This is a genomic window from Castellaniella sp. (genome assembly GCF_004321985.1).
In the GTDB taxonomy this organism is placed as follows: Bacteria; Pseudomonadota; Gammaproteobacteria; order Burkholderiales; family Burkholderiaceae_B; genus Castellaniella.
This window is the reverse complement of the sequence record NZ_SCQN01000053.1, coordinates 89,750-102,556: the sequence shown is the minus strand read 5'-3', so window position 1 is coordinate 102,556 and position 12,807 is coordinate 89,750. Positions and strand designations below refer to the sequence as shown.

Annotated in this window: 14 protein-coding genes; 12 read left to right on the top strand and 2 right to left on the bottom strand. The window is 63.9% G+C overall.

Annotated features, from left to right (window positions below):
- The 7 genes from EPN31_RS14490 to EPN31_RS14460 all read left to right on the top strand — a co-directional run.
- The coding region (locus EPN31_RS14490; protein ID WP_291774535.1) for an electron transfer flavoprotein subunit beta/FixA family protein at positions 1–741 on the top strand (741 nt) is incomplete at its 5' end.
- Positions 742–1,671 (top strand): FAD-binding protein, encoded by a 930-nt coding sequence (locus tag EPN31_RS14485; RefSeq protein WP_291774533.1) that lies wholly within the window; start codon positions 742–744, stop codon positions 1,669–1,671.
- A gap of 73 nt (positions 1,672–1,744) precedes the next feature.
- Positions 1,745–3,565: an acyl-CoA dehydrogenase gene (locus EPN31_RS14480; protein ID WP_291774528.1), complete on the top strand. Its 1,821-nt coding sequence runs from the start codon at positions 1,745–1,747 to the stop codon at positions 3,563–3,565.
- 187 nt (positions 3,566–3,752) lie between these two features.
- The gene (locus EPN31_RS14475) at positions 3,753–4,394 is read left to right on the top strand and encodes a peroxiredoxin (protein WP_291774527.1); all 642 of its coding nucleotides are present in this window, start codon (positions 3,753–3,755) and stop codon (positions 4,392–4,394) included.
- Between the two features lie 168 nt (positions 4,395–4,562).
- Positions 4,563–4,841 carry a hypothetical protein gene (locus EPN31_RS14470; protein WP_291774524.1) on the top strand — a complete coding sequence of 93 codons (279 nt, stop codon included), beginning with the start codon at positions 4,563–4,565 and terminating at the stop codon, positions 4,839–4,841.
- Positions 4,842–4,933: 92 nt separating this feature from the next.
- Entirely contained in the window at positions 4,934–5,305 is a 372-nt protein-coding gene (gene rplS / locus EPN31_RS14465; protein WP_291774522.1) for a 50S ribosomal protein L19, read from the top strand.
- Positions 5,306–5,391: 86 nt separating this feature from the next.
- Positions 5,392–6,099 carry a CoA pyrophosphatase gene (locus EPN31_RS14460; protein ID WP_291774520.1) on the top strand — a complete coding sequence of 236 codons (708 nt, stop codon included), beginning with the start codon at positions 5,392–5,394 and terminating at the stop codon, positions 6,097–6,099.
- On the opposite strand, the gene rsgA is transcribed toward EPN31_RS14460, so the two are convergent.
- Positions 6,057–6,956, bottom strand: a complete 900-nt coding sequence (gene rsgA, locus EPN31_RS14455; RefSeq protein WP_291774517.1) for a ribosome small subunit-dependent GTPase A — start codon at positions 6,954–6,956, stop codon at positions 6,057–6,059. The genes EPN31_RS14460 and rsgA overlap by 43 nt on opposite strands.
- Positions 6,946–8,196, bottom strand: a complete 1,251-nt coding sequence (locus EPN31_RS14450) for a M48 family metallopeptidase (RefSeq protein WP_291774515.1) — start codon at positions 8,194–8,196, stop codon at positions 6,946–6,948. The genes rsgA and EPN31_RS14450 overlap by 11 nt, the downstream gene beginning before the upstream one ends.
- A 48-nt stretch (positions 8,197–8,244) precedes the next feature.
- Here EPN31_RS14450 and orn point away from each other — a divergent pair, with 48 nt between their 5' ends.
- The 5 genes from orn to pgsA all read left to right on the top strand — a co-directional run bounded on the left by orn (position 8,245) and on the right by pgsA (position 12,782).
- Complete coding sequence (gene orn, locus EPN31_RS14445; RefSeq protein ID WP_291774512.1) at positions 8,245–8,790, top strand: oligoribonuclease; 546 nt, start codon at positions 8,245–8,247, stop codon at positions 8,788–8,790.
- Positions 8,791–8,877: 87 nt separating this feature from the next.
- Positions 8,878–9,291, top strand: coding sequence for a holo-ACP synthase (gene acpS / locus EPN31_RS14440; protein WP_291774510.1), 414 nt, complete (start codon positions 8,878–8,880; stop codon positions 9,289–9,291).
- 15 nt (positions 9,292–9,306) lie between these two features.
- Complete coding sequence (nagZ, locus tag EPN31_RS14435; protein WP_291774507.1) at positions 9,307–10,353, top strand: beta-N-acetylhexosaminidase; 1,047 nt, start codon at positions 9,307–9,309, stop codon at positions 10,351–10,353.
- Complete coding sequence (gene uvrC / locus EPN31_RS14430; protein WP_291774504.1) at positions 10,316–12,139, top strand: excinuclease ABC subunit UvrC; 1,824 nt, start codon at positions 10,316–10,318, stop codon at positions 12,137–12,139. Before nagZ ends, uvrC begins: the two co-directional genes overlap by 38 nt.
- Before the next feature lie 73 nt (positions 12,140–12,212).
- Positions 12,213–12,782: a CDP-diacylglycerol--glycerol-3-phosphate 3-phosphatidyltransferase gene (gene pgsA / locus EPN31_RS14425; RefSeq protein WP_291774502.1), complete on the top strand. Its 570-nt coding sequence runs from the start codon at positions 12,213–12,215 to the stop codon at positions 12,780–12,782.
- Positions 12,783–12,807: the final 25 nt, after the last annotated feature.

Here is a 12,807-nt window from a genome sequence, read left to right as displayed (position 1 = left end):
CTGGTACCGGTCAAGCGCGTCGTTGACTTCAACGTCAAGGTTCGCGTCAAGTCCGATCACACTGGTGTGGACACCGCCAACGTCAAGATGTCCATGAATCCGTTTGACGAGATCGCTGTCGAAGAAGCGGTGCGCCTGAAGGAAAAGGGCACGGCCACCGAAGTCGTGGCGATCTCCTGCGGCGTGGCCCAATGCCAGGAAACCCTGCGCACGGCCCTGGCCATCGGCGCCGATCGCGGCATTCTGGTCCAGACCGACGTGGAGCTGCAGCCGCTGGCGGTGGCCAAGCTGCTCGCGGCGATTGCCCGTCGGGAATCTCCCCAGCTCGTGATCCTGGGCAAGCAGGCGATCGATGACGACGCCAACCAGACCGGCCAGATGCTGGCGGCGCTGCTGGACTGGCCGCAGGCGACCAACGCCAGCAAGGTCGACCTCCAGGGCGAGCGGGTGCAGGTCACGCGCGAGGTCGATGGCGGCCTGGAGACGATCAGCCTGGCGCTGCCGGCGGTCATCACGACCGACCTGCGGCTGAACGAGCCGCGCTACGTGACGCTGCCCAACATCATGAAGGCGAAGAAAAAGCCGCTCGAGACGGTGTCGCCCGCCGACCTGGGGGTCGATGCCGCGCCGCGCCTGAAGACCCTGAAGGTGGCCGAGCCGGCGGCCCGCTCGGCGGGGATCATCGTGCCCGATGTGGCCACGCTGGTGGACAAACTGAAGAACGAAGCGAAGGTGGTGTAAATGAGCATTCTGGTCATAGCGGAACACGATAACGCCCACCTGGGGACGGCCACGCGCAATGCGGTGGCGGCGGCGGCTGCCATCGGCGGGGACATTCACGTCCTGGTGGCCGGTGCCGGCGCACAGCCGGTGGCCGAGCAGGCCTCGCGCCTGGCCTCGGTGGCCAAGGTGCTGCTGGCCGATGCCCCGGCGCTGGCCGATGGTCTGGCGGAAAACCTCGCGGCCCAGGTCCTGGCCCTGGCCGGGGGCTACAGCCACATCCTGTTCGCGGCCACGGCCTCGGGCAAGAACGTGGCCCCGCGCGTGGCGGCCAAGCTGGACGTGGCGCAGATCTCCGACGTCGTGGCGGTGGAATCGGCCGACACGTTCGTGCGTCCCATCTATGCCGGCAACGCGCTGGCGACGGTCCAGTCCGGTGACGCAAAGAAGGTCCTCACGGTGCGCACGACTGCGTTTGATCCGGTGGCCGACCAGGGCGGCAGCGCACCGGTCGAATCGGTGGCCGCGGTCGCCGACTCGGGCCTGTCCTCGTTCGTGGGCCGGGAACTGGCCCGCAGCGACCGGCCGGAGCTCACGGCGGCCACGGTGGTGGTCTCGGGCGGTCGGGGGCTGGGCAGCGCGGAGAACTTCAAGATCCTCGATCCGCTCGCCGACAAGCTGGGCGCGGCGCTGGGGGCTTCGCGGGCGGCGGTCGATGCCGGGTACGCGCCCAACGACTGGCAGGTGGGGCAGACGGGCAAGATCGTGGCGCCGCAGCTGTATGTGGCCATCGGGATCTCGGGGGCCATCCAGCACCTGGCGGGCATGAAGGATTCCAAGGTGATCGTGGCCATCAACAAGGACGCCGAGGCGCCCATCTTCGGCGTGGCCGATTATGGCCTGGTGGCCGACCTGTTCGAGGCCGTCCCGGAGCTGACCAAGGCGCTTTGATCGTCCGGCTCTCTGGGGTCCCGCCGGGCGCTGGCGTCATGCCGGGACCCTTTTTCAATCCGCAGGAGCAGTCATGACATTCCAGGTTCCCCTTCAGGATATTCGTTTCGTGCTGCATGAACTGGCCGACTTGACGGGTGTGCTGGCGCTGCCAGGGTTCGAGGAGATCAGCGCCGATCTGGTGGACGCCGTCCTCGAAGAGAACGCCCGCTTCGTGGAGAACGAGGTCGCGCCGCTGAACCGCGTCGGAGATACCCAGCCGGCGCTCTGGCAGGACGGTCATGTCCGCACGTCGCCGGGTTTTCGTGAGGCCTTTCAGGCGTTCGTCCAGGGCGGCTGGCAGGGGCTGTCGCATGATGCCGAGTGGGGCGGGCAAGGCCTGCCCAAGCTGGTTGCGGCCCCCGTCACCGAAAGCCTGAATGCTGGCAATCTGTCCTTTTCCCTGTGTCCGTTGCTGACCGATGGCGTGATTGAGGCACTGTCTCTGGTCGGCACGGCTGAGCAGCAGCAGCGTTTCATCGGGCCGCTGTTGGCGGGGCGTTGGACGGGGACCATGAACCTGACAGAGCCACAGGCGGGGTCGGACCTGGCGCTGGTCAAGACGCGCGCTGTGCACCAGGACGATGGAAGCTATCGACTGCAGGGCCAGAAGATCTTCATCACCTATGGCGACCACGATCTGGCTGAAAACATTGTTCACCTGGTTCTGGCACGCACGCCGGACGCGCCGGCGGGTGTGAAGGGAATCTCCCTGTTCATTGTGCCGAAATTCCTGGTCAACGAGGACGGTACCCTGGGGCCGCGCAATGACGTGTACTGCGCTTCGCTGGAGCACAAGCTCGGGATTCATGGCAGTCCGACGGCCGTGCTGCTGTATGGTGCCGGAAAGGGCGGTGTGGGTGAAGGGGCCGTCGGTTACCGGATCGGCGAGGAAAATCGCGGCCTGGAATACATGTTCATCATGATGAATGCGGCACGTTATGCCGTGGGCCTGCAGGGCGTGGCCATCTGCGAGCGCGCGCTGCAGCAGGCGCAAGCCTATGCCGTTGAACGGGTTCAGGGTAGTGTCCCGGGGGATCCGTCGGGGCCTGTCGCCATCGCCCATCACCCGGATGTGGCCCGGATGCTTGGCGTCATGCGAGGGCTCACAGAGGGTGCTCGGGCCGTGGCCTATGTGGCGGCGGGCCATCGCGACCACGCGGCGCATGCTGTGGATGAGGCCGACAAGGCCCGACACAAGGCCGTCTACGAGTACTTCGTGCCCATCGTGAAGGCCTTCTCCACCGAATCGTCGGTCGAGGTCGCTTCGCTGGGCATTCAGGTGCATGGCGGGATGGGCTTCATCGAGGAAACCGGTGCCGCACAGTATTACCGCGACGCCCGCATCCTCCCCATCTACGAGGGGACCACCGCCATTCAGGCGAACGATTTCGTGGGCCGCAAGCTCCTGCGCGACGGCGGCGTGGTGGCGCGCACGCAGATCGCCGCAATGCAGGCTTGCACGGCATCATTGCGGGCCGTCCAGGGTGAACACGCGCAGGCCTTCGGCCTGCTGGCGGACCGGCTGCAAGCGGGCACGCAGTCTTATGCCTCGGCTGTCACCTTCGTTCTGGATCATGCCCGCACGGACGTGCGTGGGGTATTTGCGGGCAGCGTTCCTTGCCTGATGTTGGCGGGGACGGTGCATGCCGGGTGGCAGCTCGCGCGGGCTGCGCTGGCCTCGGCGGCGGCGATCGACGGCGGTTCCTCTGATCCGTTCTACCGTGCAAAGATCTCGACAGCGGTGCAGTACGCAGTGCATGTGCTGCCTCGCGCCCAGGCGCTAGCATCTGAAGTCGAGGCAGGGGTGCTGGCGGATCGTTATGCCCGCCTGGAAGCTGCACATACCAGATAAATATATATCTTTATTATATTTAATGGACCGTCTATATTCTGACAGAATCTTAAGTGTCGATTCCCGATGTTTTCCGGCGGGAGGGTCTCCGAGCAAGTTGCCATGTTTGTTCTTTGCTTGACTCGCCCAGAGGCACTCCGGCTTGGGAAACAAATACTTCAGAGTCATCTACGGTAGGAGTTTTCATATGGCTACGCTGCGTCTGGGCGATGTCGCCCCCGATTTCGAGCAGGATTCTTCGCTTGGAAAGATCAAGTTTCATGAGTTTCTGGGTGATGGCTGGGGGGTGCTGTTCTCGCACCCGGCCGATTTCACGCCGGTATGCACTACCGAACTTGGCTACACCGCAATCGTGTCCGGTGATTTCGCCAAGCGCAATGCCAAGGTGATTGCCGTGTCCGTGGACAGCCGGCAGTCGCACATCGATTGGATCAAGGACATCGACGACACCCAGAAGACGCATGTCAACTATCCGATCCTGGCCGATGTGGATCGCAAGGTCGCCACGCTGTATGACATGATTCACCCCAACGCCAGCACCACGGCGACCGTGCGTTCAGTCTTCGTCATCGACCCGGCCAAGAAGATCCGGCTGATCCTGACCTACCCAGCCAGCACGGGCCGCAATTTCGATGAGATTCTGCGGGCTTTGGACTCGATCCAGCTCACGGACAACTACAGTGTGGCCACGCCGGTCAACTGGAAGCCGGGTGAAGATGTGATCATCGCTCCGTCGATCAAGGATCCCGCCGTCCTGAAGGAAAAGTTCCCCAAGGGCTACAAAGAGATTCGCCCGTATCTGCGCACTACGCCGCAGCCGAACCGGTAATTCCGCTGTTTGAGCCCGGGCGCGCCGTCAAGGCCCGCCCGGGCTTTTTGCTTTTTACGACGATGGAAAGATGGGGCTTGCGCGATTGGCTGTTTTTTTATACAGTATTCAAAACTACTGTATACAACAACAGTCCGGCGCGACCGTCGGACGCATAGGAGATCCATCATGGCGAACACGTTGGTCTGGGAATCGGTGGGGGCGGGATGCTCGTTGGGCTGGCGGCCTCGTGCGGCGGTTGTCGCGCGGGCCGGGTCTCGCCGGCCTGGCGTCCCGGCGCGTGCAACAGCACTTCGCACGTCCGCGCCTTCCAGCCGCTCGCGCGGTCGCCGGCTGCCTGTGGCGTGGCGGCGCATCCTGGCGCTGGGTGGCGACGTCCTGATGGTCGCAGTCTGGGCAGCCATGGTTCCGGGCCTGATGTGGCTGGGCGCGGCGGCTGGCTTCTGACGCCGCAATATCATATAATCGCGTGTTTACCGCATCCTCTGTCACGGCCACAATTTCACTCAATGCCGCGAATATGATGCCTGGAGCCTAGTGTGAATCTTATCGAAACCCTGGAACAAGAAGAAATCGCGCGCCTGTCTGCTGGCCGCCAGATCCCTGAATTTGGCCCCGGCGATACCGTGGTCGTCAGCGTGAACGTCGTCGAAGGCGAACGCAGCCGTACCCAGTCCTACGAGGGCGTAGTGATCGGCCGCCGCAATCGTGGACTGAATTCCGCGTTTACCGTACGAAAGGTCTCTTCCGGCGAAGCCGTGGAACGGACGTTCCAGCTTTATTCCCCGCAAATTGCCAGCATCGAGGTCAAGCGTCTCGGTGATGTGCGCCGTGCTAAACTCTACTATCTGCGCAACCGTACGGGTAAGGCCGCTCGCATCAAGGAAAAGCTGGTGCGCAAGGCCGTCTGATCCGTTTGTGATCGCCCATGGCACACAAAAGGCACCCGATCGGGTGCCTTCGTCGTTTGTGGGATGTCATGCCGCTCAGTCAACCCTTGCCTGTTCATCATACGGCGGCCTTTGACCCAAAGGCCCAGCCCGTAGTGCCGGGGGCGTTCCTGCCCGGCCTGCCGCCTGCGTCTCTGACACTGGCCCACATTCGCCAGGCTTTCAGCCAGCCAGCCCCCTGGGAGGTCGAGCCGTTGTTCGCCCAGGCGTTCGCACCCGGGCGCGCGGCGCACGCGGGAGCGCGCCGTGCGGCGGTGCTGATGCCGCTGGTTCAGCGGACGGACGGCCTGCAGGTTCTGTTCACTCGCCGATCCGAGCATCTGCATCATCACGCCGGCCAGGTCAGCTTTCCGGGCGGATGCATAGAACCCGGAGATGCCGATCCCGTGGCAGCGGCGTTGCGCGAAACAGGCGAAGAGATCGGCGTGGATGCTCGCTTCGTTCGGATTCTTGGGATTCAGCCCACACTGCTCACCACTACCGGTTTCCTGATGACCCCGGTGGTTGCCGAACTCGAGACAGGATTTCATGTCCGCGCTCAGGACACTGAGGTGGCCGAGGTTTTCGAGGTTCCTCTGTCCGTGCTGATGGACCCATCGCGCTACGAACTGCGCCACCTTCAAACCCAGTGGGGGCACGGCCGGTATTTCTACGCCATCCCCTGGGAGTCCCATTTCATCTGGGGGGCGACAGCCATCCTGATGCGCAACTTCTACCACTTCCTGGCGGCATCGTTCTCCGCCAATATGCGCTGATACAGGGCGTGGCGTTCGGCCGTGATTTCGCCGCGTGCCATGGCCGCCAGCACACCGCACCCTGGTTCGTGCAGATGCGTGCAGTTGTAGAACCGGCAGTGCGGGATGGCGGGTGTGAATTCCGGGAAACCTTGTTCGATCTCGTGCTGGGTCAGGTGCTGCAGCCCAAAGGCCTGGAAGCCGGGTGAGTCGATCAGATCGCCGCCGCCCGGAAGATCGTACAGGCGGGTCTGGGTAGTGGTGTGCCGGCCAGTTCCCAGTGCTTCCGAATGGGCCTGGGTGGCCGCCCGGGCTTGCGGCACCAAGGCGTTGAGCAGCGTGGATTTGCCCATGCCGCTTTGCCCCAGCAACAGTGTGCTGCGTCCCTGCAGCCAGTCGCCCAGCCGTGCCTGTGTCTGGGCTGCGTCCAGGGCGCACAGCTCCACGATGGGAATTCCCAGCTCGGCGATGGGCCGCAGACGGCTCCGTGCGCTGTCGATCGAAGGCAGATCGGTCTTGTTCAGGACAATGCGGACCGGGATGTCCACACTGCCAGCGGCCACCAGCGCTCGTCCCATCAGATCTGCTGAAAATTCCGGTTCCGCAGCGACGATCAGCAGGAGCTGGTCCAGATTGGCAGCGAACTGCTTGCTTTTCGAAGCGTCGGACCGGTAGAGCAGATTGCGCCGCGGGAGGATTTCGGTGATGACGCCCTCGTCACGGCCTTCGGGCAGGATCCGCACCTGATCGCCGACGGCTGGCCCAGCCTTCTTGCCACGGGTATAACAGTGGCGCAACTCACCGGACTCGAGCTGTACGCGGTAGTGGCGCCCGTGGGCGGCAACCACGCGACCCTGCCGGGCCGTTTCAGCTGTCATGCAGATGTGCAATGCGGACGGCCGCCGATGGGTGGCTGTCGTACCAGGCCGAGTGGATGGGGTCCGGCGTCAGCGTGGCGGCATTGTCGTCATAGAGTTTCACCAGCGCGCTGCTGAGCGGTGCCGCCCCGCACTGGCCGACGGCGTAGCGGTCGGCCTGGAACTCGTCGCGGCGCGAGAGCAGGCTGGCGATAGGGGTCACCCAGAAGGTGAATACCGGCATGGCCAGCATGAATAGCACCAGTGCCAGTCCGTCGTTGGGGCGCCCGAGTTGTGGGATAACCCCCAATCCGGTGTAGAACCAGACCTGTGTGGCGAGCCAGGCCAGGATTTGCAGCAGCACGCCTGCCGTCAGGAAGCTCAGCACGATGCGTCGCAGGATGTGATGGTGGGCAAAATGGCCCAATTCGTGGGCCAGCACAGCCTCGACCTCGTCGGTGTTGAGCCGCGAGAGCAGTGTGTCGAAAAAGACGATTCGGCGATGCCGGCCGAACCCGGTGAAGTAAGCGTTTCCGTGCGCCGATCGGCGTGAGCCGTCCATGACGAACAGTCCGGACAGGCCGAAATGGCAGCGCTGTGCGAGGTTGTGGATGCGGGTGCTCAGTTCCGGATCGTCCAGCGGTGCGAAGTGGTTGAACAGGGGAGCGATGAAGCTTGGGTAGAGCCACAGGATGAGCAGATTGAAGGCAACCCAGACTCCCCAGGCCCACCAGGCCCAGTCCCCGCCCGTGGAGCCCATGACCCACAGGATCGCTGCCAGCAGCGGGACGCCGAGGGTCAGCGTTACCACGAGCATCTTTATCGCGTCGGTTACGAACAGCCGCGGCGTCATGCGGTTGAAGCCGAAGCGCGCCTCCAGGTGAAAGGTCTTCCAGGCGGCAAAGATCAGGCCGACCACGCCCAACAGCGCCAGCACCGCGCCCACCAGCGCCATCTGGCGCCAGAGCTCGGATGTGATCTGGCGCCCCAGCCACAGGTCGATGGTCTGCAGGCCTCCTAGCAGCGTCAGCGCAAGCAGGACGGCGGCTTCGACGATGCGCTCGATCACCGACAGCTGGCTGCGGGCCACCGTATAGTCTGCCGCGCGCTGGTGACTGTGCAAGCCGATCCGGCCCCCGAAGGCTGCGGGGACATCGTTGCGGTGGGCCAGCACATGGCGGATCTGACGTCTGGCCAGCCAGTACCGTACCAGCAGGTCCGCCAAGAGGCAGACGAGAAACAGGATAGTCAGCAGGTCCATGCAGCCAGTGTGCGAAAATCAGTTCTTTTCAAGCAAGGATTATAGGGTATGGCTGCGAACGATCAGCGCCTGATCTGGCTGGATATGGAAATGACGGGCCTGGACCCCGAAAAAGAGCGCATTCTGGAAATTGCCCTCATCGTGACGGAGCCAGATTTGACGGTCGTCTCCCAGGCGCCTGTTCTGGTCATCCACCAGAGCGATGCTTTGCTGGACGCCATGGACAAGTGGAACCAGTCCACTCACGGCAAGAGCGGTCTCATCGGTCGGGTGAAGGCTTCCACACTCACCGAACCACAAGCCGAGGACATCCTGCTGGAGTTCCTCAAGCCCCTGGTTCCATCCGGCAAATCACCCATGTGCGGCAATACCATCGGCCAAGACCGACGCTTCATGGTCAAGTACATGCCGCGCCTGGAGGCCTACTTTCATTACCGGAATCTGGATGTCAGCACACTGAAGGAGCTATCGTTGCGCTGGAAGCCCGAGGTCTATCGCAGCTTCACCAAGGCGAGCAAGCACGAGGCTCTGGCCGACATCCAGGAATCCATCGATGAGCTCAAGCACTATCGCGAGCACTTTCTCAAGCTGTAGTGGGCTGGGCGTTGTGATGCGCGGGGCGGATGCGGGTGGACCCGATGTTCGCGTCCACCGGTTTGCATCGCGGCCTGAGGAGAGAGCATGAGCTCATCAGCGATTGCCGGTATCGGGACGGATCTGCTGCAGGTGACGCGGATCGAACGGGCGTACGCCCGGCACGGCGAGCGGTTCGTGCGGCGGGTGTTGGGGCCCGATGAACAGCTCGTCCACGAGCGCCGGCGCCTGCGGGATCCGCGCCGGGGAATCCTGTATTTGGCCACGCGCTTTGCAGCCAAAGAGGCCTTCTCCAAAGCCGTCGGCCTGGGCATTCACATGCCCATGACCTGGTCGCGCGTACAGATCGTGAATCGGCGCGGCGGTGCGCCCGAAATCCATCTGGCGGGTCCGCTGGCTGATTGGTACGATGCACGCTTTGGCGTAGCCCACGTTTCCGTGACGGACGAGTCCGACATCGTGGCGGCCTTCGTGGTGGTTGAAGCCCGCCCAGTGCCTTGAGTTCTGGAGACTCTGATGACGACAAGAATGGCGCCTGGCCGGGTGATGGTGGATGTGGCCGGGCTCGAGCTGGATGGCGCCGAGCGCAGTCGGCTCAGACACCCTCAGGTCGGGGGGGTGATTCTGTTTGCGCGCAATTTCTCGGATCGGGCGCAATTGACGCAACTGTGCGCAGCGATTCATGCGGCGCGGGACGAACCGTTGCTCATCGCGGTCGATCACGAAGGCGGGAGGGTGCAGCGCTTTCGCACGGATGGCTTTACGCCGATCCCGGCGATGCGTTCCCTCGGGCGATGGTACGACCGCGACCCGCATGAGGCGCTCGCGGCCGCGACCGATGTGGGTTTCGTGCTGGCCAGCGAGTTGCGGGCCTGTGGCGTGGATTTCAGCTTCACGCCGGTCCTGGACCTGGACCATGCGGTCAGCCAGGTGATCGGCAATCGGGCCTTCCATCGCGATCCGGCCGTCGTTGCCCTGCTGGCCCGTGCCCTGGTGCTGGGGCTGGCGCGCGCCGGGATGTCGGCTTGCGGCAAGCATTTCCCTGGCCATGGCGCCGTGGCGGCTGACTCCCACCTGGACATCCCCGTGGACGACCGTAGCCTGGGCGAGATTCTGGACGAGGATGCGGCCCCGTACCGATGGCTGGGAGACCTGGGGCTACCGGCCGTCATGCCCGCGCACGTCATCTACCCGCAGGTCGCCCCGGAACCGGCCGGGTTTTCCCGCCGCTGGGTGACAGACATCCTGCGTGGCCAATTCCAGTACGAAGGGGTGGTCTTTTCCGACGACCTGACGATGGAGGGCGCGCGCGTGGCGGGCGACATCCACGCTCGCGCACAAGCTGCTCTGGAGGCAGGCTGCGACATGGTGCTGGTCTGCAACCGTCCGGACCTGGCCGACGAACTGCTGGCCGGCCTCGCTGATCGTCCCCTGGATGCCCAGTCGGTGCGCCGCATCCGGCGCCTGATGCCGGTCCGTCCGGCGCCCGACTGGATCGGCTTATTGTCTGATACGCGGTATCTCCGTGCCCGAACCTTTCGATCTGAAAACATTCCTGGCTGATTTGCCGCATCTGCCCGGGGTCTATCGGCATCTCGATGCCGATGGCGAGGTCCTGTACGTGGGCAAGGCGCGCGATCTGAAGCGCCGGGTGAGTTCGTATTTTCGCAAGACCGGCCATGGTCCGCGCATCGAGCACATGCTGGCGCGGGTGGCGCGCACCGAGATCACCATCACCCGCTCCGAGGCCGAGGCGCTGATCCTGGAAAACAACCTGATCAAGCGCCTCAAGCCCAAATACAACATCCTGTTCCGGGACGACAAGTCTTATCCGTATCTGATGATCACGGATCACGAGTTCCCACGCATCGTGTACTACAGGGGCAGCACGCGCGGCAAGGGGCATTTTTTCGGCCCCTACCCGAATTCCTGGGCTGTACGGGAGACGATCCAGATCTTGCAAAAAGTCTTTCGCCTGCGCACCTGCGAGGACAGTGTCTTCGCCCATCGGACGAGACCTTGCCTGCTGTATCAGATCGGCCGCTGCTCGGCGCCTTGCGTAGGACTGATCTCCAAGGAAGCCTACCAGGCGGACGTGGAACGTGCGATCAATTTCCTCGAAGGTCGTACGACTGAGGTCATGCAGGATATCGAGTCCCGCATGATGGCGGCAGCGGCCCGCGAGGAGTTCGAGCAGGCCGCAGCGCTGCGCGATCAGATGCGGGCGCTGGCCAAGGTCCTGCAGCAGCAGACCATGGAGCAGGTGGGGGACGACAGCGTGGACATCATCGCCGTTGCCACGGCGGGCGGCCGTGTGTGCGTGAACCTGGCGATGGTTCGTGCCGGCCGGCATCTGGGCGACAAACCCCTGTTTCCCACCCAGACCCAGGATGAATCAGCCGAAGAGGTCCTGGCGGCGTTCGTCGCGCAGCACTACGCCGACAACCCTGCGCCGCCGGTGTTGGTCTGCTCGCATGCGCTGCCGGAGCCCGAGCTGGTCGAGCTGCTGGCGCAGCAACAGGGGCACGGCATCCGGCTACTGACCCGGCCGCAGGGCACTCGACGGACCTGGCTGGAGCAGGCTGAACGCAACGCGCAGCTTGCTCTGACGCAGCGCCTGACGCAGACCAGTGCCCGGGAGGCCCGCACCCTGGCGTTGGCCGAAGAACTGGATCTGGATACGGATGACGATTCGCTGGAGGCGCTGCACATCGAGTGCTTCGACATCAGTCATACGGCCGGCGAGGCGACGCAGGCCTCGTGCGTGGTCTATGAGCACCACGCCATGCAGCCTTCGCTGTACCGACGCTTCAACATCGCGGGGATCACGCCGGGCGATGACTACGCGGCGATGCGCCAGGCGCTGAACCGGCGCTACGCCAAGGCGGCGGATGATCTGGCGCTCATGCCGTCCATCGTCCTCATCGACGGGGGCAAGGGCCAGGTCGAGATCGCCCGGCAGGTGTTTGTGGAACTGGGCCTGGATATCGGCACCATCGTCGGGGTAAAGAAGGGCGACCACCGCAAGGTCGGCCTGGAGACGCTGGTTTTCGTCGACGGCCGGCCCCCCGTAGCGCTGGGCGTGGAGTCGGCGGCGCTCATGCTGGTTGCTCAGATCCGCGACGAGGCACACCGCTTCGCCATCACCGGGATGCGCGCCAAGCGTGCCAAGGCGCGCAACGTCTCGCGACTGGAGGAGATCGAGGGAATCGGCAAGCAGCGTCGCCAGCGGTTGCTGGCGCGCTTTGGCGGGTTCTCGGGCGTGGTCGATGCCAGCATCGACGAACTGCAGACGGTGGAGGGAATCTCGGAAGAGCTGGCCGATCGTATCTATCACGCCTTGCGCTGATCGGCGGTTCTTTCAAGAATCCTCAGGTTTGCCGCGCCTCTTCGAGCTTCCTTGGGGTAGTATTGCACCTATCATGCCGTTTAATTTCCCCATCGCTCTGACCTGGCTGCGCATTGCCATGATTCCGCTGCTCGTCGGGTTGTTCTACATTCCCGACACATGGCTGTCGATGGGTGCGCGCGACATGGTTGCGGCCGCTGCCTTCGTCGTGGCGGCAGTAACGGATTGGCTGGACGGATGGCTTGCGCGGCGCTGGAACCAGACCTCCGCGTTCGGCGCCTTCCTGGACCCTGTGGCTGACAAGCTCATGGTCAGCGCCGCGCTGCTCATCCTGGTGGACCTGGGCCGTGTGGACATGCTGATTGCGCTGGTCATCATCGGCCGTGAGATCACGATTTCCGCGCTGCGCGAGTGGATGGCAAAGATCGGCGCCAGCAGCAGCGTCGCCGTGCACCGGCTGGGCAAATTCAAGACCGCCGCACAGATGGTCGCGATACCCTGCCTGTTGTACTGGCAGCCCCTGTACGCTATGCCCACCCGCTTCGTTGGCGGGGTCCTCATCGTGGTTGCGGCCATCCTGACGGTCTGGTCGATGTGCTACTACTTGAAGAGGGCCTGGCCCGAAATCCGCGCCCGCGCCTGACGGCAGACGATTCACGGTCTTTCGG